21 protein-coding genes and 1 tRNA gene are annotated in these 21,599 nt (G+C 62.2%); 14 read left to right on the top strand and 8 right to left on the bottom strand.

Going from position 1 to position 21,599, the window contains the following annotated elements:
• The first annotated feature begins 6 nt into the window (after positions 1 to 6).
• From iolD to phnN, 7 genes are all read left to right on the top strand, one after another.
• A complete protein-coding gene (gene iolD, locus NKI54_RS10675) occupies positions 7 to 1,881 on the top strand; it encodes a 3D-(3,5/4)-trihydroxycyclohexane-1,2-dione acylhydrolase (decyclizing) (RefSeq protein ID WP_352588519.1) in 1,875 nt (624 codons plus the stop codon).
• 15 nt (positions 1,882 to 1,896) lie between these two features.
• The gene (gene iolE / locus NKI54_RS10670; protein ID WP_352588522.1) at positions 1,897 to 2,814 is read left to right on the top strand and encodes a myo-inosose-2 dehydratase; all 918 of its coding nucleotides are present in this window, start codon (positions 1,897 to 1,899) and stop codon (positions 2,812 to 2,814) included.
• A gap of 26 nt (positions 2,815 to 2,840) precedes the next feature.
• On the top strand, positions 2,841 to 3,059 hold the full coding sequence (locus tag NKI54_RS10665; protein WP_254815905.1) for a DUF3329 domain-containing protein: 219 nt from the start codon (positions 2,841 to 2,843) through the stop codon (positions 3,057 to 3,059).
• A 2-nt stretch (positions 3,060 to 3,061) separates the two neighbouring features.
• Positions 3,062 to 3,874 carry a 5-deoxy-glucuronate isomerase gene (iolB, locus tag NKI54_RS10660; protein ID WP_352619340.1) on the top strand — a complete coding sequence of 271 codons (813 nt, stop codon included), beginning with the start codon at positions 3,062 to 3,064 and terminating at the stop codon, positions 3,872 to 3,874.
• 148 nt (positions 3,875 to 4,022) lie between these two features.
• Positions 4,023 to 4,730, top strand: a complete 708-nt coding sequence (locus tag NKI54_RS10655; protein WP_352619339.1) for a DUF1045 domain-containing protein — start codon at positions 4,023 to 4,025, stop codon at positions 4,728 to 4,730.
• 79 nt (positions 4,731 to 4,809) lie between these two features.
• Positions 4,810 to 5,949 carry an alpha-D-ribose 1-methylphosphonate 5-triphosphate diphosphatase gene (locus NKI54_RS10650; RefSeq protein WP_352464729.1) on the top strand — a complete coding sequence of 380 codons (1,140 nt, stop codon included), beginning with the start codon at positions 4,810 to 4,812 and terminating at the stop codon, positions 5,947 to 5,949.
• Positions 5,946 to 6,575 carry a phosphonate metabolism protein/1,5-bisphosphokinase (PRPP-forming) PhnN gene (gene phnN, locus NKI54_RS10645; protein WP_352464731.1) on the top strand — a complete coding sequence of 210 codons (630 nt, stop codon included), beginning with the start codon at positions 5,946 to 5,948 and terminating at the stop codon, positions 6,573 to 6,575. The genes NKI54_RS10650 and phnN overlap by 4 nt, the downstream gene beginning before the upstream one ends.
• Positions 6,576 to 6,666: 91 nt before the next feature.
• On the opposite strand, the gene NKI54_RS10640 is transcribed toward phnN, so the two are convergent.
• The 4 genes from NKI54_RS10640 to NKI54_RS10625 all read right to left on the bottom strand — a co-directional run bounded on the left by NKI54_RS10640 (position 6,667) and on the right by NKI54_RS10625 (position 10,991).
• The gene (locus NKI54_RS10640; RefSeq protein WP_352634829.1) at positions 6,667 to 7,197 is read right to left on the bottom strand and encodes a DUF2231 domain-containing protein; all 531 of its coding nucleotides are present in this window, start codon (positions 7,195 to 7,197) and stop codon (positions 6,667 to 6,669) included.
• 153 nt (positions 7,198 to 7,350) lie between these two features.
• Positions 7,351 to 8,346, bottom strand: coding sequence for an ABC transporter permease (locus NKI54_RS10635; RefSeq protein WP_023677502.1), 996 nt, complete (start codon positions 8,344 to 8,346; stop codon positions 7,351 to 7,353).
• 23 nt (positions 8,347 to 8,369) lie between these two features.
• The gene (locus NKI54_RS10630) at positions 8,370 to 9,914 is read right to left on the bottom strand and encodes a sugar ABC transporter ATP-binding protein (protein WP_352634827.1); all 1,545 of its coding nucleotides are present in this window, start codon (positions 9,912 to 9,914) and stop codon (positions 8,370 to 8,372) included.
• 114 nt (positions 9,915 to 10,028) lie between these two features.
• Positions 10,029 to 10,991, bottom strand: a complete 963-nt coding sequence (locus NKI54_RS10625) for a sugar-binding protein (protein ID WP_023677500.1) — start codon at positions 10,989 to 10,991, stop codon at positions 10,029 to 10,031.
• A 539-nt stretch (positions 10,992 to 11,530) separates the two neighbouring features.
• On the opposite strand from NKI54_RS10625, the gene NKI54_RS10620 reads away from it, so the two are divergent.
• Together NKI54_RS10620 and NKI54_RS10615 are read left to right on the top strand one after the other, a co-directional pair.
• Entirely contained in the window at positions 11,531 to 12,553 is a 1,023-nt protein-coding gene (locus tag NKI54_RS10620) for a LacI family DNA-binding transcriptional regulator (protein WP_502898216.1), read from the top strand.
• A 69-nt stretch (positions 12,554 to 12,622) separates the two neighbouring features.
• Entirely contained in the window at positions 12,623 to 13,714 is a 1,092-nt protein-coding gene (locus tag NKI54_RS10615; RefSeq protein ID WP_352691433.1) for an alpha-hydroxy acid oxidase, read from the top strand.
• A 46-nt stretch (positions 13,715 to 13,760) separates the two neighbouring features.
• On the opposite strand, the gene NKI54_RS10610 is transcribed toward NKI54_RS10615, so the two are convergent.
• The 3 genes from NKI54_RS10610 to NKI54_RS10600 form a co-directional block, all read right to left on the bottom strand.
• Positions 13,761 to 14,075, bottom strand: coding sequence for a DUF718 domain-containing protein (locus NKI54_RS10610; protein WP_352691430.1), 315 nt, complete (start codon positions 14,073 to 14,075; stop codon positions 13,761 to 13,763).
• Between the two features lie 646 nt (positions 14,076 to 14,721).
• A tRNA-Arg gene (locus NKI54_RS10605) sits at positions 14,722 to 14,798 on the bottom strand.
• Positions 14,799 to 15,110: 312 nt separating this feature from the next.
• The gene (locus NKI54_RS10600) at positions 15,111 to 16,598 is read right to left on the bottom strand and encodes an ATP-binding protein (RefSeq protein WP_352455990.1); all 1,488 of its coding nucleotides are present in this window, start codon (positions 16,596 to 16,598) and stop codon (positions 15,111 to 15,113) included.
• 334 nt (positions 16,599 to 16,932) lie between these two features.
• On the opposite strand from NKI54_RS10600, the gene rpmH reads away from it, so the two are divergent.
• The 5 genes from rpmH to yihA all read left to right on the top strand — a co-directional run bounded on the left by rpmH (position 16,933) and on the right by yihA (position 20,708).
• A complete protein-coding gene (gene rpmH, locus NKI54_RS10595) occupies positions 16,933 to 17,067 on the top strand; it encodes a 50S ribosomal protein L34 (protein WP_008833937.1) in 135 nt (44 codons plus the stop codon).
• A gap of 23 nt (positions 17,068 to 17,090) precedes the next feature.
• Positions 17,091 to 17,444, top strand: a complete 354-nt coding sequence (gene rnpA, locus NKI54_RS10590) for a ribonuclease P protein component (protein ID WP_352517615.1) — start codon at positions 17,091 to 17,093, stop codon at positions 17,442 to 17,444.
• A gap of 13 nt (positions 17,445 to 17,457) precedes the next feature.
• Positions 17,458 to 19,269, top strand: a complete 1,812-nt coding sequence (gene yidC / locus NKI54_RS10585; RefSeq protein ID WP_352517616.1) for a membrane protein insertase YidC — start codon at positions 17,458 to 17,460, stop codon at positions 19,267 to 19,269.
• Positions 19,270 to 19,413: 144 nt separating this feature from the next.
• On the top strand, positions 19,414 to 20,052 hold the full coding sequence (locus tag NKI54_RS10580) for a CatB-related O-acetyltransferase (protein ID WP_352634819.1): 639 nt from the start codon (positions 19,414 to 19,416) through the stop codon (positions 20,050 to 20,052).
• Positions 20,049 to 20,708, top strand: coding sequence for a ribosome biogenesis GTP-binding protein YihA/YsxC (gene yihA, locus NKI54_RS10575; protein ID WP_031193748.1), 660 nt, complete (start codon positions 20,049 to 20,051; stop codon positions 20,706 to 20,708). The genes NKI54_RS10580 and yihA overlap by 4 nt, the downstream gene beginning before the upstream one ends.
• A 21-nt stretch (positions 20,709 to 20,729) precedes the next feature.
• Here yihA and NKI54_RS10570 read toward each other — a convergent pair whose 3' ends face one another.
• On the bottom strand, positions 20,730 to 21,479 hold the full coding sequence (locus NKI54_RS10570) for a TetR/AcrR family transcriptional regulator (protein WP_352455986.1): 750 nt from the start codon (positions 21,477 to 21,479) through the stop codon (positions 20,730 to 20,732).
• Between the last annotated feature and the right edge of the window lie 120 nt (positions 21,480 to 21,599).

The raw sequence follows: 21,599 nt of genomic DNA, 5'->3' as shown, positions 1-21,599 counted from the left end.
ACCGACATGACCAAGACAATCCGCCTGACGATGGCGCAGGCGCTGACCCGCTTTCTTGCTCGACAGATGACCGAGATGGACGGGAAGAAAGTGCCGATCTTCGGCGGCGTCTGGGCGATCTTCGGCCACGGCAATGTCGCCGGCGTCGGCGAGGCGCTCTACCAGGTTCGCGACGAACTGCCGACCTTCCGTGCCCATAACGAGCAGGCAATGGCGCATGCGGCGATCGCCTACGCCAAGGCCAATTTCCGCCGTCGCTTCATGGCCGCGACCAGTTCGATCGGCCCCGGCGCGCTCAACATGGTGACCGCTGCGGCACTTGCGCATGTAAACAGGTTGCCTGTCCTGTTTCTGCCCGGCGACGTCTTCGCCAATCGCATTCCCGATCCCGTCCTGCAGCAGGCCGAGGATTTTTCCGACGGCACGGCGACGGTCAATGACTGCCTCCGCCCGGTGTCGCGCTATTTCGACCGCATCACGCGGCCGGAGCAGATCATGCCGGCGCTCAACCGCGCCATGCAGGTGCTGACCGATCCCGCCGAATGCGGCCCGGTGACGCTGGCGCTGTGCCAGGACGTGCAGGCCGAGGCCTATGACTACCCCGAGAGTTTCTTTGCCGAGCGACTCTGGACGCCGCGACGGCAGCGCCCGGACCGCAACGAACTGGCGGCCGCAGTCGCGGTACTCAAAGCGGCGAAAAAGCCGCTGGTGATCGCGGGCGGCGGCGTACTCTATTCGCAGGCGTCCGAGGAGCTGGCAAAACTGGTGCAAGACACCGGCATTCCGGTCTGCGAGACGCAAGGCGGCAAATCCTCGCTGCCAGACGATCATCCGCTGAACATGGCTGCGGTCGGCGTTACCGGCACCTCGGCGGCCAACAGGCTGGCCGAAGAGACCGACGTCGTGCTTGCCGTCGGCACCAGACTGCAGGATTTCACCACCGGCTCCTGGGCGCTGTTCAAGAATGCCGGCAAGACCCTCATCGGGCTCAATGTCCAGCCTTTTGACGCCGGAAAGCACCAGGCGCTGCCGCTGGTCGCCGATGCGGCGGAAGGGCTCGCCGAACTCGCTGCGGCGCTGAAAGGCTGGAAAGCCCCTTCAGACTGGACCGACAATGCGATTAGCGGCAAGAAGGAATGGCAAGCGGATGCCGACAAGGTGACGGCGTCGACCAATGCCGCCTATCCGTCCGACGCGCAAGTGATCGGCGCAGTACAGCGCGCCATGGGCTCCGGCGTGGTACTGCTTCATGCCGCCGGCGGCTTGCCCGGCGAATTGCACAAGCTATGGCAGGCGGGCGCGCCCGGCTCCTATCACGCAGAATACGGCTTCTCGACAATGGGCTACGAAATCGCCGGCGGGCTTGGCGTCAAGATGGCCAAGCCGGACGAAGAGGTCGTGGTGATGATCGGCGACGGCTCCTATCTGATGCTCAATTCCGAGATCGCGACCTCGGTGATGCTCGGCCTCAAGCTGACCATCGTGCTGCTCGACAACCGCGGCTATGGCTGCATCAACCGGTTGCAGATGGCGACCGGCGGCGCCAACTTCAACAATCTGCTGAAGGACGCCCGTCACGAAACCTTGCCCGAGATCGACTTCGCCGCGCATGCTGCGAGCATGGGTGCGATTGCCGAAAAAGTGCCATCGATCGCCGGGCTGGAAACGGCGCTGGCGCAAGCGAAGAAGAACACGCGAACGACCGTGCTGGTCATCGACACCGACCCGCTGGTTTCGACCGAGGCCGGTGGAAGCTGGTGGGATGTCGCAGTGCCGGAAGTCTCGGCACGGCCGCAAGTGAATGCGGCGCGCAAGAAATATGAGGAAGCGCTGAGCGGGCGGGTTTCTTTAGCCATCCGCGAACGCGCCTCGAATGTCTGAAACTGGAGTGACGACTTGAAAGCCAAACTGGGCATGTCCCCCATTGCATGGTGGAACGACGATCTTGCCGAACTCAGCGATGATGTGTCGCTGGAGGAGTGCCTGCGCCAGTCGCGCTCGGCTGGCTTTACCGGAATGGAAATGGGCCGCCGCTTTCCCAACGATCCGCAAATCATGCTGCCGATCCTGAAAGAGGCCGACGTGACGCTTTGCGGCGGCTGGTTCTCGGGGACGCTGGTCGACGAAGACATGGCGAAGAACAAGGATCGTATCCAGCCGATGATCGACCTGTTCAAGGCGGTGAACGCGCCCTGCATCGTCTATGGTGAAGTCGGCCGCTCCATCCAGGGCGACCGCTCGAAGCCGCTCGCCAGCAAGCCCAGGCTTTCGGACGAGGAAATGAAAGCCTACGCCCGGCGGCTCACGCAGTTCGGCGAATGGTGTGCAGAGCAAGGCATGCGGCTCTCCTACCATCATCATATGGCGGCAGTAGTTGAGACCGAGCCAGAGCTAGATGCCTTCATGCGCTATTCGGGAGAAGGCATTCCATTGCTGCTCGACGCGGGTCACCTGGCCTTTGCCGGCGGCGATGTGCTGCGCGCTATTGATAACCACCACCCGCGCATCAACCATGTGCATGTGAAAGATGTGCGCATGGAGGTGATCGCGGGACTGGATCGCGAGAAGCAATCGTTCCTCGACGCGGTGGCACTTGGCGCCTTCACCGTGCCGGGAGATGGCTCGCTGGATTTTGGCGCCATCGTCCAGAGGCTCGCCGACCATGGCTATGAAGGCTGGTTCGTGGTCGAGGCCGAGCAGGATCCGAAGAAGAACCCGCCGCTCAAGATGGCGCAGGTCGGCTACAAGGAATTGATGCGGGCTATGACGGCGGCCGGCTATACGGTGGAGACACAGGGCTTTCCCAATGCTTGAGGCTCGCGAGGAAAGGTGTTGATCCGATGAAAGACTCCGAGCACCCGTTTTTCCGGCCGCTGTGGCGGCGCGTTGCCGTTGTCGCGGTCTGCCTGGTCTGGTCGGTGATCGAATTCGCTACGGGCACACCGTTCTGGGGCGTGATCGCGCTCGGCTTCGCCGGCTATGCCGTCTGGCAATTCTTCTATCTCTACAAGCCGGCTGACGAGGACAAGCCATCGGCAGACGCCAAACCGAAGGAATGACCATGTCGAAGCTGCTCGTCAAAGCCAATAAGGGCCACGGCCGCATCGCCCATGTGACGCCGCAAAGCGCCGGCTGGACCTATGTCGGCTTCGATCTGCATCGGCTCAGGCCCGGCGAGAGCGCTTCCGGGCAAACCGCGGATCGTGAGGTCTGCCTGGTGTTCGTCACCGGCAAGGGCAAGGCCAAGGCCGGCGGCAAGGATCTCGGCTTACTCGGCGAACGCATGTCGCCCTTCGACGGCAAACCTTGGTCGGTCTATGTGCCGCAGGGCTCGGAGTGGTCGGTGAGCGCCGATACCGATCTCGAACTTGCCGTCTGCTCGGCGCCGGGACTGGGCGGCGGTCTGCCGGTCCGTGTCATCGGGCCCGACGATCTCGGCCAGGAGGTTCGCGGCAAAAGCACCAACACGCGCTATGTCACCAACATCCTGCCGGAGGGCAAGCCGGCCGATTCCTTGCTGGTGGTTGAGGTCATCACACCCGGCGGCCACACATCGAGCTATCCGCCGCACAAGCACGACCAGGACAATCTGCCGGCTGAATCCTATCTCGAGGAGACCTATTACCACCGTCTCAACCCGCCACAGGGCTTTGCTTTCCAGCGCGTCTACACCGATGCCGACGAGAACGGTGCTCGTTCGCTCGACGAGACGATGGCGATCGAGGACGGCGACGTCGTGCTGGTCCCCAAGGGTTATCACCCCTGCGCAGCCTGCCACGGCTATGATCTCTATTATCTCAACGTCATGGCCGGACCGAAGCGGACGTGGAAATTCCATAACGCGCCCGAGCACGAATGGCTGATGAAGGCCTAACCACTTCCCCTTCGCCCCAACCGCTGGTCCAAGCGAAAAATCGTCGGCTAACGACCCGGCTGTGTGGTTTTGTTACCGAAAACGCCGCAAAGCTTCGTCAATTCGTCATGGAAATCACCTATGGCAGCGGGGCTGACGAGGACTTTCGATGCGCTACGCGATCTATTTCACCCCCCGACAAGACGAACCGCTGGCACGTATCGCCGCCAACTGGCTCGGCCGCGACCCATTCGGTGCCGCCACAAAGCCGGTCGAGGCTGCGGGCGAGTTGTCGGCGGCAGAAGTTGCCTTCCATACCGCCTCGGCGCGCCGCTATGGCTTTCATGCGACACTGAAGGCGCCCTTCAGACTGGCCTCCAACGAGACGGAAACGTCGCTTCGTGCAGCACTCGACGATTTTGCCGAGGCGACGCCGGTGGTTACGATCCCGCGCCTCATCGTCAGCCAGATCGACGGCTTCTTCGCGCTGTTGCCGGAAGCACCGCTGCCGGCGCTCAACCGCTTCGCCGACGACGTGGTGCGCGACTTCGACCGCTTCCGCGCGCCGTTGACGGAAGCCGAGATCGAACGGCGCAGCCCCGATTCGCTGAAGCCCGACGAGTTCCGCAATCTCTGCCAGTGGGGCTATCCCTATGTCTTCGAGACGTTTCGCTTCCATATGACGCTGTCCGGCCGGGTGTCGTCACAGGAAAGCCCTCGTCTTCGCCTAGCAATCGACAGCCTGTTTGCGGACGTGCTGCAACGGCCGGTGGCGGTGGACGCGCTGACGCTGTTTGTGGAAACTGAACCGGGCGCACCGTTCATGGTGCTGTCCCATCACGCGCTCGGGCGCCGCCCGGCCAGAAGAACTGCCTAAATGACTATTTGCTTTAACCGCATGGTGCGACGCCAATTCATTTTCAATTGGCTGCAAAATGCTGCAAGGACTGCCTGAAATGACTGCCGAGACCGTTCTTGACAATGCCCGTATTGTGCTGGCCGACCAGATCGTCGAAGGGTCGATCGTGCTGCGCGATGGGGTGATCGCCGCCATCGATCCCGGCGCTGGCCGCAGCGGCGAGGACATGGGCGGCGACTTCATCATCCCTGGCCTGGTCGAGCTCCACACCGACCATCTCGAAGGCCATTACGCGCCGCGGCCGAAAGTGCGCTGGAACCCGATCGCAGCTGTGCTCGCGCATGACGCGCAGGTGGCGACCGCCGGCATCACCACCGTGCTCGACGCCTTGCGCGTCGGCATGGACGAGGATGCCGACCTGACGGCCGCCGACATACGCAAGCTGGCCGACGCGATCGAGGACAGCGTGCAGCAGGACCGGCTCAGGGCCGACCATTTCCTCCATCTGCGTTGCGAGGTTTCGGCGCCGGACTGCCTCACGGCCTTCGCCAATTTCGACGGCGACGAGCGGGTCAGGCTGGCGTCGCTGATGGACCATGCGCCCGGACAGCGCCAGTTCGTCAATTTGGAAACCTACGCCTATTACTACCAGCGCAAGCTGAAGCTGACCGATCACGATTTCCAGAAATTCTGCGAAAAGCGGATGGCGGAATCGGCGAGGAATTCGAGCCCGAACCGCAGCTTCATCGCCGCTGCCTGCCAAGAGCGCGGCATCGTGCTCGCCAGCCATGACGACGCAACCGTCGGCCATGTCGACGAAGCGATCGAGCAAGGTGTGCGCGTCGCCGAGTTCCCGACCACTGAGGAGGCGGCGCGGGCTTCAAAAGAGGCAGGGCTCGGCGTATTGATGGGCGCGCCGAACGTCATGCGCGGCGCGTCGCATTCGGGCAATGTCTCGGCCCGCACGCTGGCCGGCGATGGCCTGCTCGATATCCTGTCGTCGGACTACATTCCCTTCAGTCTGATCCAGTCAGCCTTCTTCCTCGGCGACGTGGTCGAGGGCATTTCCTTGCCACAGGCGGTGGCGATGGTCTCGAAGAACCCGGCCGAGGCGGTCGGCCTCAGCGATCGCGGTGTCATCGAGCCCGGCCGGCGCGCCGATCTGGTTCGCGTGCGCGTCGACGACCATGTCCCGGTCGTCCGCACGGTCTGGCGGCAGGGACGCCGAGTCGCATGATGGTATCGGCATCGGTCGAGCGTGAATTGTCCGCTACGGGATTTCCGATCCGCGACGGTGTCTTCGTCGCCGTCGTCGGGCCGAGCGGTGCCGGCAAGGACACGGTGATCGGCTATGCGCGCGCCGTGTTTGCCGACGAGAGCCGGCTGGAGTTCGTGCGCCGGGTGATCACCCGGCCGAGCGATGCGGCCACCGAGGATCACGACACGCTCGCCGACGTTGCCTTCGTCGAGGCCGAAGCGGATGGCGCCTTCGCGATTTCCTGGGAAGCGCATGGCCTGCGCTATGGCATCCCGGCCGAAGTCGATTGGTCGGTCTCCAACGGCCGTGTCGCGATCGCCAACGTCTCGCGCGCGATCATCCCGGCGCTGCGGGAGCGCTACGCCAATCTGGCTGTCGTCGAGATCACGGCTACACCGGATATCCTGGCCGAGCGGCTGGCATTGCGCGGTCGCGAATCGCGCGGCGAAGTGCTGGCACGGCTGGCGCGCAGTGCCAATGTCGCGCTGTCCGGACCGGGTGTCACCTCGATCGACAATAGCGGCCCTCGTGAAGCCGCCGGCGAGCGCTTCGCCGAGGTGCTGCGCAAGGCCATGGCCTTCTCCGACATGTCGGGCCTTATCTAAAGTAGCGCCCATCCGATGCATTCGGTATGGGCGCTACTTGTCTAACCGATATCTTTTTGGAAACCGGTATCCACTTTTCGGGATTATGGCCTCATGCGGCGTGCCGGTCCCGACCAGCGTGACGAGTATCCGTGGCAGTGGTTGTCGAAGGCTTCGCTGGCGCATCCGCTGGTGTATCCAGAACTCCAACGTGGTGCCGATACACCATCTCCCAGCCCTTCCAGCCGGTGAACAGCAGTATGCAGACCACTATGAACGACAAGAGCGCACCCCATGGGCGGACCGCGGCTTCGGCGCCTTGCGCATAGCGAAGGTAGAAATTGATCAGTGCCACAACGACCGCGGTCAAGTTGCCCAGCATGTGGTACCAGGCGTCGGACAAGGCGCGAATGCGCGGCTCGTTGAGGAAGTCGACAAAACCGGCTGTCGCAGCGAGAAGGGCCATTACTATGGCTGCCCCGATCAGCCACATCGATGCCCGTGCCCAGAAGGCATCGGCAGTTCCCCAGAAAACCAGGTCGGTGACAAACGCACCGACAAGAAACGCGACAGGAAAAGGTATCAGCATCGGGTGGAGGGGGTGAGTTCCTACTTTGGCGGAACTAACTGGATTCGTAGGCATGGAACGCCTCCGCGTAGCAAAGCTTAAACAAACGCTCAGATACGGGTTTCGTTCCAAATAGAGACCGACCTGAACTGCTGTCGCGAAGCTCCGGCTGACTCTTTCACGCCACCTGCCATGGCAGTCGGCGTATTTCATCCAGCTATTTTTGCGTCACTCAGCGGCAGCACCCGCCACGCCCTTGCGTGTGGCTTCCAGCATCCGCCGCCGCGCCCTGAACACGCCCCATTGCTGGTCGACCAGCACGCCGATGAGGATCACCCCGCCCATGACGGCGAAGTTGAGCGAGGACGGGATGCCGAGCAGGTTGACGAGGTTCTGCAGCTCCTGCAGCAGCACGGTGCCGAGCAGGACGCCGATCAGCGAGCCTTCGCCGCCACGCAACGAGAAGCCGCCGAGCACCGCTGCCGCGATGGCGTAGAGTTCGTAGAACTGGCCGTGGCTCGCCGGCGAGATCGAGCGTGTGTACATGGCGAAATAGATAGCCGACAGCGCCGTCAGTACGCCGCAGATGACATAGGCGGCCATGACGATGCGGCCGGTGCGGATGCCGGAATATTTTGCCGCTTCCTCGTTCTTGCCGATGGCATAGAGATAGCGCCCGAACACCGACCGGTGCAGCACCACCCACATGACGACGGCGATGACGATCAGCGCGATGAAGCTGTTCGGCACGCCCCAGGACCGCCCCGCCGTCAGGAACTCGAGTTCCGGGAAGTTCTGTCCGAAGGCAAAGCCGGCGGTGCCGTCGGCGGTGTAGAAGCGCGCCACGCCGCGATAGATCAACAGGCCGCACAAAGTCACCACGAAAGGCTGCAATTTGAGCCGGGTGATCAGCCAGCCATGCGCCAGCCCGATGATGCCGCCGAGCACCAGGATCAGCGGCAGGGCGACCGGCCAGGCCATGCCGCGCGTGGCGATGAAGTCGATAAACAGCACGCCGAGCAGCGCAACCACCGAGCCGACCGACAATTCGATGCCACCGGTGATGATGACGAAGGCTTGGCCAATCGACAGGATGCCGAACAACCCGATCAGGTTCGAGGTGTTGGCGAGATTGATCGGCAGCAGGAAGCGCGGGTTGATGATCGCCACCACCGCACCGACCACCAGGATCAGGATCAGCAGGCCGAGATCTTTCTTGCTCATCGTCTTCTCCCAGTGCCTGCGAACTACTTCGGCTGCTTGCCGACCGCCAGCAGCAGCACGTTTTCCTGGCTGAACCGGTCCTTATCGAGAATGCCCGAGATCTGGCCTTCATGCATGACGGCAATGCGGTCGGAAACGCCGATCACCTCCTCCATGTCGCTGGAGATCATCAGCACGGCGACGCCGGCATCGGCCAGCGCCCGCATCAGTCCGTAGATCTCGGCCTTGGCGCCGATGTCGATACCGCGGGTCGGTTCGTCGAGAATCATCACCTTCGGCTTCATCGCCAGCCATTTGGCCAGCACGACCTTTTGCTGGTTGCCGCCCGACAGCGTACCGGTACGCGTCTGCACGGAGGGCGCCCTGATGCCGAGATCGGTCTTCTGCTTCTCGGCGGTGGCGGCCTCGGCGCTGGCCGAGACCAGCGAGCGCCGCGAATGTGCCGGCAGATTGGGCAGCGAGATGTTCTGGGCGATCGAAAGGTCGAGCAGGATGCCGGTCAGCTTGCGATCCTCGGGGACGAGGAAAATACCGTTGGCCACTGCGTCCGCGGCCGAACCAAGAACCAGATCTTTTCCGTCAAGCTGGAACGAGCCGCCAAAGCTCTTGTCGATGCCAAACAGGACGCGCGCCAGCTCCGTCCGACCGGAGCCGACGAGACCGGCGAGGCCGAGGATCTCGCCATGCCTGACATCGAGGTCGACGGGCCGGTCGGGATAGGCAGTGGTGCGAATGGCCTTGACCGACAGCGCGACAGAGCCCGGCGGGCGCGCCGATTCTGCGGCCTTCTCCCTCTCCTTCAGCATGCGGCCGATCATCAGCTTGACCATCTGGTCGTGATTGATGGCGCTCTTCGGCAAGGTTCCGGCGAGCATGCCGTCCCTGAGCACGACGACGCGGTCGGCGACGCGCTCGACCTCGTGCAGGCGGTGCGAGATGAAAATGACGCTGATGCCGTCTGCCTTCAGCGCCTTGATGACACCGAGCAGCTTGTCGGTTTCGGCGATCGGCAGGCTCGATGTCGGTTCGTCGAGGATGACCAGCCGCGCCTCGATCGACAGCGCCTTGGCGATCTCGACCATTTGCTGCTGGGCCAGCGACAGCGCCGACACCGGCGTATCGGCCGAGAAATTGGCGCCCACGCGTTTGAGCAGCGGCGCCGCCAGCGCTCGCAGCCTGGCGCGGTCGACCAGCCTGAACGGGCCGGCGCGCAGCGGTTCGCGGCCGAAGAAAATATTGGCGGCGACGTCGAGGTTCTCGAACAGGTTGAGTTCCTGGTGGACGAAGGCGATGCCCGAACCGATGCTGGCCTCGACGGTCAGACTGTCATGGGCGACGCCATCGACGGTGATGGTGCCGGTGTCCGGCCGGGTCACGCCGCCGAGGATCTTCATCAGCGTCGATTTGCCGGCGCCGTTTTCGCCGACCAGGCCGATGACCTCGCCGGGCCTGACCTCGATCGAGAACCCGTCCAGCGCGACAACGCCGGGATAGGTCTTGCGCACGCCGTCGAGGCTCAGGAACGGAGCGGCCGTGGATGCAACGATGGATGGATCGGAATAATTCATCACGCCTGACAGCAGCCGGTGAGCCGTTTTGGCCTCAGACTGACGGGCCTTGCGAGGCGCGTCAATAGAATCGCCGGCTCAGGGCGAACCCTTGAGCCGGCGCAACTTATTCGCTCAGTTTCCCGACATCGCCTTGAGGTTGGCGGCGTAGGCGTCGACATCGTCCTTGCCGATGATCTTGGTCGGCACGATGATCAGGCCATCGGCGGGAACGCCCGACTTGTCGCCCTCGAGATAGGCGGCCATCAGCTTCATGCCCTGATAGGCCCATTCGAAAGGCTGCTGTACGACGGTAGCGGCGACGGTGCCTTCCTTGACGCCGCCCAGCGTGATCGGATCGTCGTCGAAGCCGACGACGGTGATCTGGCCGAGCTTGCCGGCATCGCGCAGCGCTTCATAGATGCGCGGCGTGTTGTAGGAGTAGAAGCCGACCATGCAGGTGACGTCGGGGCTGGCGACCAGCGCGTCCTCGACGTTCTTCTTGGCGCGGGCCTGGTCGATGTCGTCGCCACGCACGTCGACCAATTCGATCTTGGTGCCGGCGAGGCCGTCCTTCATGCCCTGGATGCGTTCCTTGGCATTGTCGGCGCCTAGCAGGCCAACGAAGCCGAGGCACTTGCCGCCGTCGGGCATTGCCTTCTTGGCGATCTCTGCCGCCTGCTTGCCGGCATCGACATTGGAAGAGCCGATATAGGCGACACGCTTGGTCTGCGGTGCGTCGCTGTCGGTGGTGAACAACGCCGTTTCCGAGGCGATCTTGTTCAGCCCGTCGGTCGACGTCTTGGGATCGACGGCCGAAACCATGATCGCCTTAACACCGGCCGTCACCAGATCGTCCATAAGGCGCTGCTGGATGGCGACCGAGGACTGCTCCGGATATTTGAGTTCGAGATTGTAATTGGGCAATTCGCCTTGAGCCTTCTTGACGCCGGCTTCGGCAGCCTTCCAGAAATCGGAAGCGCCGTTGACGACGAAGGCCAGTGTCGGCTTGTCGTCGGCCCGCGCAATTGCGCTGACGGACAGGCCGAGCAGCAGGGCCGCAGCGGCGACGGACGCATTTCGTATCGCAGATTTCATATTCAACCTCCCATTTGACTCAGTAATTTTCGCTGATGATGAACGTGCCGGCGCGGCTTGGACGCCCTCCTCCTCAGGGTTTCGGCAGCGAAGAACGACGCCATTCCAGCCGCGATCATCGACTTTAGAGACTCATTCGCCGTTCGTAAATAGTCCGATTTGTCTGACATTTCGCCGAAACGGCAGGCGAACTCCGGCTGACGGGAACCGTCCGATACCAGGCTGGCTTGCGTTCCGAACATGCACGGTCCGATGTCGTCCGGGCATGACGGATTGACGTTATAGGGATGCCAGATATTAGTAAAGAGTATTAGTTTAATCGGAATTCTCACAAAAAAGGAGAGGCCTCCCAAGTCGCTGCCGTTTCGGATTGGCGACTAAAATCACCTGAGAGGGCGCTTATATCTATTAGTAGCGCTTCGCGTTATAAATGCGAGATTTGAGGGACGAATGACATGAACGAACCACTGCGCGATCCCATCCTTGAGGGTACCAGGCGGCGCAAGCCGTCCGGGAAAAATCCCAAGGGCCGCGTTACCATGACCGACATCGCCAGGGCTGCCGGATGTTCGCAGGCGACGGTTTCGTTCGTCCTCAATAACACGCCGGGCATCAGGCTGTCGCAGCAAACCCGAGAGCGGGTGATCGAGACGGCGCGAACGCTGGGCTATTCGCCGCCGGTGTTTTCTGCCTTGCGAGCCCCGGTTGCCGCATTCGACGGGCTGGATGGCGTGATCGGCTTCGCCGTCGACCAGTTGGCGACCAGCCCGGAGGCGGTCGTCGCCATTGAAGGGGCGCGGCAAGCCTCGTGGAACGCCGGCAATGTAGTGTTGGTGGCGCAGACCATGGGCGACGAGGTGATGGAGCCCCGGGCCATCGCGGCACTGACCAAGCGGGGCATTTCGGCGCTGATCTACATGACCATTTTCACCCGCGAGATCGTCGCGCCGGACTATCTCTACGGCCTCGACATTCCGGTCATCCTGCTCAACTGCTACACCGCCGACTATGCCTTCCCCGCCGTGGTGCCGAGCGAGATCGCCGGCGGCCAGAGCTCCACCCGCCACCTGATCAGCCATGGCCACAGACGTATCGCCACCATTACCGGCGAACCCTGGATGCAGGCGGCGCAGGACCGGTTGAAGGGTTACCGCCGGGCGCTGGCGACAGCCGACATCCCGTTCGACCCGGCGCTGGTCGTCGAAGGCGATTGGTCGGCGAGCGCCGGCTATGCCGCGACCGTCAAGCTCTTGGCGCTGAAGGACCGGCCGACCGCCCTCTTCTGCCAGAACGACCGCACCGCGATCGGCTGCTACGAGGCGCTAAAGGAGGCCGGCCTGCAGATCCCCCGGGATATTTCGGTGATCGGTTATGACGACGAGGAGATCGCGCGACATCTGTTCCCGCCGCTGACGACGTCGATCCTGCCGCATATGGCGATGGGACAATGGGCGATCGAGCAGCTCGAAGTCCCCGCTGCTCCCGGTCGTGGCCGCTATCCCATCACAAAGCTCGAATGCCCGCTGGTGGAGCGGGAGTCGGTTGGCGCTGCGGCGGGCTGAGGCGAGAGCGCCGGCGATCGACAATGGCACAGGCTTGACATCGGGCCCGGCATATACCCGATTGATTTCATGAGATTGCAAAGCTGCTACAATTTTCAGGACTTCCGCCGGCTGGCAAAACAGCGCCTGCCAGGTCCGATCTTCAATTATATCGATGGCGGCGCGGACGACGAGACGACGCTGCGGCGCAACACGGCGGCATTTGAGGATTGCGATCTCGTCCCCAACGTCCTTGCCGGCGTCGGACAGGTCGACATGTCGGTCACCGTCATGGGCCAGAAGCTGGCGATGCCGGTCTATTGCTCGCCGACGGCTCTCCAGCGGCTGTTTCACCATAGCGGCGAGCGCGCCGTCGCCGCGGCGGCGGAGAAGTTCGGCACGATGTTCGGCGTCTCGTCGCTCGGCACGGTCAGCCTGGAGGAAGTCCGCAAGCACAGGACGCCGCAGGTCTATCAGTTCTATTTCCACAGGGATCGCGGCCTGAACCGCGCCATGATGGAGCGCGCCAAGACGTCCGGCGTCGACGTGATGATGCTGACGGTCGACAGCGTCACCGGCGGAAACCGCGAGCGTGACCTGCGGACCGGCTTTTCCATCCCCTTTCGGCTTACGCTCGGCGGCATGATGCAGTTCGCGATCAAGCCGAGATGGGCCATCGACTATTTGGCGCACGAAAAGTTCAGCCTGCCGCAGTTGGACGGCCATATCGATCTCGGCGGCGGAGCACTTTCCATCAGCCGCTATTTCACCGAGATCCTCGACCCGTCGCTGGATTGGAAGGACGTCGAAGACATGGTCCGCTTCTGGAACGGCCAGTTTTGCCTGAAGGGGATCATGAGCGTCGCCGATGCCAGAAAGGCGGTCGACATCGGCTGCACCGGTATCGTTCTGTCAAATCATGGCGGCAGACAGTTGGACGGCTCGCGCAGCCCCTTCGACCAACTGTCGGAGATTGCCGACGCGGTGAGCGACAAGATAGACGTGATCATCGACAGCGGCGTCCAGCGCGGCACGCATGTGCTGAAGGCCCTGTCGTTGGGCGCCAAGGCCGGCGTCGAACGGGCGCTCGGCCTGATGCGAACCGAGATCGAACGCGACATGCGGCTGATGGGATGCAGGTCGGTGGCAGAGCTTTCCAGGGGGAATGTGCGGTTTAGGTAATAGAGCCGGGACGTGGCGCACGGCATAAGCTTTTCGAAGTGCGAAACTATACCGACCTGCCGCTGCTCCTGCCGTCCGTTTCGAAGACAGCCTCGCCGGAAACAGCATCCGTATATCCGCCCTCAAGCTGCTGCAACGTATGCCGGAACCGATCAAGATTGCCCAGCATTTTGGGCCTGGCATCGACCATGTGGTGAAAAGTGTCCCACTCTCCAATCGAGAAGAAGGCGCCATCTCCCGATTTGATGAGAGCCCTTTTTCGCAATCCCTCGAAATTGCGCGGAGCGCTGCTGAATAGTTCGACGAATTCGTCTTCACTACCCGGCTTGACCCGGAAGCGGACGCTGTTGAATGCCGTCATGTACGTTCCCCCGTGAAAGAACTGAAAACCTCGAATATGCGAGGCCCTAACGCGCCTCGAACCCTTCGAACAGGTGTACAGGAAAATCGGAAGGTTGGCTTCAGTCACCTCTGGCCGAAAGCCCCGTTTCTGGCGCTATTTTGCCAGGAAGAGGACGACGCTCGATCTCAATCGGTACGCCCTTCCGACCGGCAATGAAACGCGCTGTTAACGCCGTTCGCGGGTGACAGGATGTTGGCCGCAGTTCGAAGGTATAATCTGCGTCTCGCTGTCAGTTGCGGAGGCGAAAATGAATTTGCTTCGGATTGCGCTCTTGTGCACGGCCATGATCGACCTTGGAATGCCGGCCGTTCGCGCTGAGGATCGGCCTGTGCCGCAGAACAATAAAGCCGCAACAACGCAGCCGCCCGTTCATTGTGAAGGCCAAAATTGTCTCCCGCCGGCGAAAGATCCCGTGCAGGAATGCACTGGCCAGGATTGCACGCCAGGCCCGCCGACTGAACCGGGCCCGGAGATTAAGCAGGCCGACTGAGCAGCATTAGCTGACGATCCCCTTTTTGGCATGGATGGCGCTCAGCCCTCGCGACTTTCCGGCCACCGGTGGTAGATTCTGTTACCTATGTTCCCGGGGTAGGCATGGGTTTAATGGCGCGCCCGAAGAGATTCGAACTCCTGACCCCCAGATTCGTAGTCTGGTGCTCTATCCAGCTGAGCTACGGGCGCGCAACAGGCCATGCTTTGCATAGCCCCGCGATCCGATCCTGGCGACCGGCCGCGAATGTGAGCTGTTCCCTAGCGACTGAATTTGCGAAAAGCAAGCCGATCCTGGCCAAAAGTTTTGCCGTCATGTGCCGGCCGGCGAAGGCAAGATCGCGTCACGCGGCGGCCGAGCCGATAGGTCGTCGTCTTGGATCAGTCATTTGCCAATCGGAACGGCCCGTAACGAAACACGCCGTTGCACGGCGGCCGAGCCGACGGCTCGTAGTCTCGGACCAACCATTTGCGAATTGAAACGGTCCGTAACGAAACGGTTCGTTACGCCGGGCGGCGCAGACCGTTGCGGGCCTGGTCGAGCCGGACCGGCTGGTCGGGAATGGTGACCGCGAATGTGGTGCGGCCGCCGATGCTTTCGACCAGCTCCACCGTGCCGCCATGGGCGCGGATCAATTCATGGGCGATCGCCAGGCCAAGGCCGGTGCCGCCGCTGCGGGCCGAGCCGCGAAATGCCGCGAACAGGTTTTCTCGCGCCTTTGGCGGCAGGCCGGGGCCGGTGTCGGTGACGACGATGCGGCTGACGCTGCCGATGCGCTCGGCCGATATGGTCAGGCGGCGCACCACGGCGCTCTCGGTGTCGGCCGCCATCGCCTGCACGGCGTTGCGGCTAAGATTGGTGAGCACGCGGAACAGCTGGTCGGAATCGGCGTCGACCTCGAGCACCGGATCGACGGCGTTGACGAATTCGATGCCGCATTCGATGTCGAGCAGGCCCTGGACGTCCTCGACCAGCTGGCGCAGCCGCAGCCTGCGGCGCGACGGCGGCGGCTCCTGGGTGCGGCCATAGGCCAGCACGCCCTCCGAGTAGGACACCGCACGGTCGAGCGCGCGCAGCAGTTTTGGTGCGAAGGCCTGCACGGTCGGGTCCTTGACCTGGCGCAGGCGGTCCGACATCAGTTGCGCCGAGGCGAGGATGTTGCGCATGTCGTGGTTGATCTTCGACACGGCCAGGCCGAGATCGGCCAGGTGCTTCTGCTCGGTCAGCATCTTCTGCAGCCGCTCCTGCATCTGCGACAGCTCGCGTTCGGCGACGCCGATCTCGTCGGCCCGGGCGGCGGGGTGAATGATGCGGCCGGGGTCGTCGGGCGCCTCGGAAAAGGACAGCATCGAGCGTGTCATCGTCCTGATCGGGCCGATCATGATCAGGTCTATCGCGGCGTAGACCAGCATGGCGGTGAACAGCGAGATCAGCAGCGAGACGAAGGCGACGTTGCGCGAATAGATCAGCATGGCATTGCGCAGGCGGTGGTCGGGCATGATCAGCTCGAATTCTTTGTCGCTGTCGCCGACCGGCCCGAAAACGCGCAGCATCCGCTTGCCGCCGAAAAACAGCGTGTCCAGCGCGCCGGTCATACCCTCGATCATGCCGACATTGGCGATATCGATATGCTCGTCGACCTGCGGCGGCATTTCGGCCACGACCAGAAGCCGCGAGACGCCGCCGTCGCGCACGGCGATCGCCTTGGCGCCGATCGCCATCAGTACGTCGTTCTGGGCGGCACGCGACAGCGAGGCAGGTTCGCCCTGCACTAGGACGATGGAAACCGCGGCGGCGGTGCTCAGCCTCTCCTTCAGCCAACTCAGCCTGTAGCTGGCGATCCAGGGCACGAAGATGAGGATTTCGGCCAAGAGCACGAAGACGATGGTGAGCAGCAGCAACTTGGTCGACAGGCCGCGCGCCAGCGGCACCCTGCGGGTGGCCGCCTTCGCCTGGGCGATGCTTTCGTCGGTTGCTGGGACTTCACTCATGCTCGTCGTCACGGCTGCCTGTCATCACGGCTGCTTGTCTTAGGGACTGCTCGTCTTCACGATCGCTTGATCGGGTGAGATTAGGCGATTGCGGCTTTTTTGCCAAATTCATCCTTGGCCGAAGCCGGACAAAGGGCCGCAAGACTCCGATGCCGGTCCGACAATGCCGGCCCGACACGCTGGATTGACTTCCAAAACCCTTCTTTCTATAAGCCCGCTCACGCTCGGGCCATTCGTCCCGGCGCGGTTTCGATCGCGCCAAAACCGGCCCGGCAAAGCTCCTGTTACAAAGTGACAGAATCAAGAAGGGCCGCACCCCGCGGTATTTAAACAAATGAAGCGTACTTACCAGCCGTCCAAACTCGTCCGCAAACGCAGGCACGGTTTCCGCGCCCGCATGGCCACCAAAGGTGGCCGCGGCGTCGTCGCAGCCCGCCGCAACCGCGGCCGCAAGCGTCTCAGCGCCTGAGCACCAAGCGAGAGACAAGATCGTTGCCCGCAACCGGCAAGCCAACGGGTGCCCATCCCAAGCGGCTTCTGAAGCGCGCGGAATTCCTGGCTGTCCGCCGCGGCGAAAAGCGCCGCGGGCGGCTTTTCCTCGTCGAGGTCGTGGGCCGCGGCGACAGCGAGGCGCCGCGCGTCGGCTACACCGTCACTAGGAAGGTCGGCAACGCCGTCGTTCGCAACCGCATCCGGCGGCGGCTCAGAGAGGCCGTGCGCACGCATGCCGCGGATGACATGGCGCCCGGCAATGATTATGTCATCGTCGGGCGCGAAGACGTGCTTACCACTCCGTTCGGCCAGTTGAAGGCCGAACTCTCCCGCAGATTGCGTGGAACACGATAGGCCAAGGGCTTCGATGGAAAACAACCGCAACTTCTTCATCACCATCGCACTGTCGGTGCTGATCCTGGCGCTTTGGCAATATTTCTATGTGATGCCGCGCAGCGAGATGCAGCGCGAAGCCGCCCGCATCGAAGAGCAGCGCGTGGCGGAGCAGAAGAAGGCCGCCCAAGGCACCAGTCCGGGCGCCAGCGAAACACCGGTGCAGCCCGGCGCCATTCCGAGCGCGCCTGGCGGCGAAGCCGTCGCCGCGGCTAGCCGCGACCAGGCGATCGCCTCGACCAAGCGCGTCAAGATCGACACGCCGAGCCTCGAAGGCTCGATCAACCTCACCGGCGCGCGTCTCGATGATCTCAAGCTCAAGCACTACACGGAGACGGTCGACAAAAACTCACCCAAGATCGCGCTGCTCAATCCTGAGTCGCTGCCGAACGGATATTTCGCCGAGATCGGCTTTGTTGGCGAAGACAAGGTGGGAACGCTGCCGGGACCCAAGACCGTTTGGAACGTCGACGGCAATCCGACGCTAACGCCGGCTACACCAGTGACGCTCACCTTCACCAACGACAAGGGCCTGACTTTCAAACGCACACTCTCGGTCGACAACGACTACATGTTCACCGTTTCCGACACCGTGCAGAATTCCGGTAGCAGCTCTGTCTCGCTGTTCAATTACGGCCGCATCACCCGCTTCGACAAGCCGGCGGTCGCCAGCACCTATGTGTTGCACGAAGGCCTGATCGGCGTCACCGGCAGCGAAGGCCTGCAGGAACACAAATACGCCGATCTCGAGAAAAACAAGCAGTACACACCGAGCAAGTCCAAGGACGGTTGGCTGGGCATCACCGACAAATACTGGGCGGCGACGCTGGTGCCGACAGAGGCGCAGGAGTTTCAGCCAAACTTCGCTTATTACGAGGACGGCCGTCATCGCTATCAAGCTGACTTCCGCACGGACGCGATTGCGCTGCAGCCCGGCGAATCCAAGACCATTGAATCGGAGATCTTTGCCGGCGCAAAGGAAGTCAACAAGATCAATGCTTACGAGAAAGATCGCAAGATAAGGCTTTTCGAAAAGCTGATCGATTGGGGCTGGTTCTGGTTCATAACTCAGCCGATGTTCTCGCTGATCGACACGCTTTACAAATTCTTCGGCAATTTCGGTCTGGCGATCCTCGCCACCACCGTCATTGTCAAGGCGCTGTTCTTCCCGCTCGCCAACAAGTCCTATGCGTCGATGGCGAACATGAAGAAGGTACAGCCCAAGATGCTCGAGATCCGCGAGAAATACGCGGACGACAAGATGAAGCAGCAGCAGGCGATGATGGAGCTCTACAAGACCGAGAAGATCAATCCGCTCGCCGGCTGCTGGCCGGTGGCATTGCAGATCCCGGTGTTCTTTTCGCTCTACAAGGTGCTCTACATCACCATCGAGATGCGGCACGCGCCGTTCTTCGGCTGGATCCAGGATCTGGCGGCGCCGGACCCGACATCGATTTTCAACCTGTTCGGGCTGATCCCCGTTACCTTGCCGCACATGCTGATGATCGGCGTCTGGCCGCTGATCATGGGCGTGACGATGTTCCTGCAGATGCGCATGAACCCGACGCCGCCGGACCCGACGCAGGCGGCGATCTTCACCTGGATGCCCGTGATCTTCACCTTCATGATGGCGGGTTTTCCGGCCGGCCTCGTCATCTACTGGGCCTGGAACAACACGCTGTCGATCCTGCAGCAGGGCGTGATCATGAAGCGGCAAGGCGCCAAGATCGAATTGTGGGACAATCTGGTCGCGCTGTTCCGCAAGAAACCGTCGCCGGCGGAATAGCCGGCGCTCCTAGGACGCGAAACCAAAAAGCCCCGGTTCGTCCGGGGCTTTTTGCAAAAGCTGCCCGCCTGGATTAAGCGATTGGTACTGCCGGACGGATCGCGCTATTTTGACCTGCCTGGCAGTTGCTCGACGGAGCTCGATATGACCGGACCCAATCCATCGATCAAGCATCCGATCCCGTTGCACACACGCCTCGGCTTTCTGAAACCGCTGGTGACGGCGCCGAATATCGAGATCGGCGACTTCACCTATTATGACGACCCTGACGGACCCGACAAATTCGCCGAAAAATGCGTGCTGCATCATTATCCGTTCATCGGCGACAGGCTGATCATCGGCAAGTTCTGCGCCATTGCCGAGGGTGCGCGCTTCATCATGAACGGCGCCAATCACGCCATGTCCGGCTTTTCGACCTATCCGTTCAACATCTTCGGCCATGGCTGGGAGGAAGGCTTCGACCCGGCGACATGGTCGAAGGAGGTGCGTGGCGACACAATCGTCGGCAATGACGTCTGGATCGGCATGGAAGCGGTGATGCTGCCGGGCGTGAAAATCGGCGACGGCGCTATCGTCGCGGCAAAGTCGGTGGTGACGCACGATGTGCCAGCCTATGCGATTGTCGCCGGTAATCCGGCCAAGGTGGTGAAGATGCGCTTCGATGACAGGACCATCCGGCGGCTGCTGGCGCTGGCGTGGTGGCACTGGCCGGTGGAAAAGATCAGCCGCAATCTCGATGCCATTCGTGGCAGCAACATTTTTCTTCTGGAGGCAGCGGTTTGAACGCGTTGAACAAGACCACGATCGGCATCGAATTGTTCACGCGAGCCTGGATCTTCATCCGCGGCGTGCCGGCGATGAAATTCCTGCCGCCGGAGGGTCCACCCGAGATCGCCTTTGCCGGCCGCTCCAATGTCGGCAAATCGTCGCTGATCAACGCGCTGGTCAACCAAAAGGGGCTGGCGCGCACCTCCAACACGCCGGGCCGCACGCAAGAACTCAACTATTTCGTGCCGGGCGGATTTTCGGGAGAGGGCGCCGATCTGCCGCCGATGGCCCTGGTCGACATGCCGGGCTATGGCTACGCCACGGCGCCGAAGGAAAAGGTCGACGAGTGGACGAAGCTCGTGTTCGACTATCTGAAGGGCCGGGTGACGCTGAAGCGCGTCTACGTGCTGATCGATGCCCGCCATGGCATCAAGGCCAAGGACGACGAGGTGCTGTCGCTGCTCGACAAGGCGGCGGTGTCGTATCAGATCGTGCTGACCAAGACCGACAAGATCAAAGCGGCGGGGGTACCGCGGCTGATCGAGGAAACGCTCCAGAAGATCAAGAAACGCCCGGCGGCATTTCCCTTCGTGCTCGCCACGTCGTCGGAAAAGAGCGAGGGCCTCGAGGAATTGCGTGCGGCGATCGTGCTCGCCGCCAACGGCGGATAGGCAACGGATTCCGACGGCTGGTCAGGCGGGGCTGGAGGCCCGTTCCTGCTCTGCCAGCTGTTCGGTGCCGTAGGCCTTCAGGAACACATCGACGCCCGACCTGACGATGTGTTCGATCTCGGCCGCACTTGGCGCCTTGGTGCGATAGGCGAATATGCACTGGCGGAAAAGACCGGCCAGGCACAGCTCGGTGAACTGATAGGCGGCAAGCTCGACGTCGTCGATCTTCAGCAGGCCGCGTTCGATAGCCATGTTGAGGAAAACGACAACCCTGTCATGGCCGCGCTTTGGGCCGCGTTCGTAAAATCGCGCGCCAAGCTCCGGAATGCGTTCCGACGCGCCGATCACCGTCCGCTGCGCCAGGATGACCCTCGCCGAAGTGATCTTCATGGATAGCACGATGCCGAACTTCACCAGCGTCTGGCGAAGGTCGCCGATCTGGTCGAGCACTTCGTACATGTTCTTGAAAATCGTGCCGCGCTCTTCCTCGATCAGCGCTTCGAACAGCTCTTCCTTGTTGGCGAAGTAGACATAGATGGTGCCCTTGGACACGCCGGCCTCGCGCGTAATGTCGTTCATCGACGCGGCTTCGAAGCCCTTATCGATGAAGACACGGCGCGCACCCTCGATGATCTGGCTGCGCTTGACCGGGTCTTGCCCCGCGGCCGGGCGGCCGCGCGGCAGACTGTCCAGCAGATCGCACTGGTCCTTGCCGGCGCTGGGCAATGGGCCTGAATCAGGCAAAGGAGCGGCCTTGGGGGCTTCGGCCATAATGTCACACCTCGTAAAATAATTCGAACCACCCGGTTCGATTGCTCTTGATATGGGCCTCTTTAAGCGCTAAGTCAACGTCGAGATCGAACCGAACGGTTCAGTCTGACGAAATTCAGC

Origin of the sequence: Mesorhizobium sp. M0663, assembly GCF_040320585.1 — a bacterium.
Taxonomy (GTDB): Bacteria; Pseudomonadota; Alphaproteobacteria; order Rhizobiales; family Rhizobiaceae; genus Mesorhizobium.
The sequence above is the reverse complement of the archived record's forward strand: the minus strand, read 5'-3'. Positions and strand labels throughout refer to the sequence as shown.

Bases quoted from the DNA above. Each gene is read 5' to 3' on its own strand.
- iolD (WP_352588519.1), top strand. From the start codon at position 7: ATGACCAAGACAATCCGCCTGACGATGGCGCAGGCGCTGACCCGCTTT.
- NKI54_RS10665 (WP_254815905.1), top strand. From the start codon at position 2,841: ATGAAAGACTCCGAGCACCCGTTTTTCCGGCCGCTGTGGCGGCGCGTT.
- iolB (WP_352619340.1), top strand. From the start codon at position 3,062: ATGTCGAAGCTGCTCGTCAAAGCCAATAAGGGCCACGGCCGCATCGCC.
- NKI54_RS10655 (WP_352619339.1), top strand. From the start codon at position 4,023: ATGCGCTACGCGATCTATTTCACCCCCCGACAAGACGAACCGCTGGCA.
- NKI54_RS10650 (WP_352464729.1), top strand. From the start codon at position 4,810: ATGACTGCCGAGACCGTTCTTGACAATGCCCGTATTGTGCTGGCCGAC.
- phnN (WP_352464731.1), top strand. From the start codon at position 5,946: ATGATGGTATCGGCATCGGTCGAGCGTGAATTGTCCGCTACGGGATTT.
- NKI54_RS10640 (WP_352634829.1), bottom strand. From the start codon at position 7,197: ATGCCTACGAATCCAGTTAGTTCCGCCAAAGTAGGAACTCACCCCCTC.
- NKI54_RS10635 (WP_023677502.1), bottom strand. From the start codon at position 8,346: ATGAGCAAGAAAGATCTCGGCCTGCTGATCCTGATCCTGGTGGTCGGT.
- NKI54_RS10630 (WP_352634827.1), bottom strand. From the start codon at position 9,914: ATGAATTATTCCGATCCATCCATCGTTGCATCCACGGCCGCTCCGTTC.
- NKI54_RS10625 (WP_023677500.1), bottom strand. From the start codon at position 10,991: ATGAAATCTGCGATACGAAATGCGTCCGTCGCCGCTGCGGCCCTGCTG.
- NKI54_RS10620 (WP_502898216.1), top strand. From the start codon at position 11,531: ATGACCGACATCGCCAGGGCTGCCGGATGTTCGCAGGCGACGGTTTCG.
- NKI54_RS10615 (WP_352691433.1), top strand. From the start codon at position 12,623: ATGAGATTGCAAAGCTGCTACAATTTTCAGGACTTCCGCCGGCTGGCA.
- NKI54_RS10610 (WP_352691430.1), bottom strand. From the start codon at position 14,075: ATGACGGCATTCAACAGCGTCCGCTTCCGGGTCAAGCCGGGTAGTGAA.
- NKI54_RS10600 (WP_352455990.1), bottom strand. From the start codon at position 16,598: ATGAGTGAAGTCCCAGCAACCGACGAAAGCATCGCCCAGGCGAAGGCG.
- rpmH (WP_008833937.1), top strand. From the start codon at position 16,933: ATGAAGCGTACTTACCAGCCGTCCAAACTCGTCCGCAAACGCAGGCAC.
- yidC (WP_352517616.1), top strand. From the start codon at position 17,458: ATGGAAAACAACCGCAACTTCTTCATCACCATCGCACTGTCGGTGCTG.
- NKI54_RS10580 (WP_352634819.1), top strand. From the start codon at position 19,414: ATGACCGGACCCAATCCATCGATCAAGCATCCGATCCCGTTGCACACA.
- NKI54_RS10570 (WP_352455986.1), bottom strand. From the start codon at position 21,479: ATGGCCGAAGCCCCCAAGGCCGCTCCTTTGCCTGATTCAGGCCCATTG.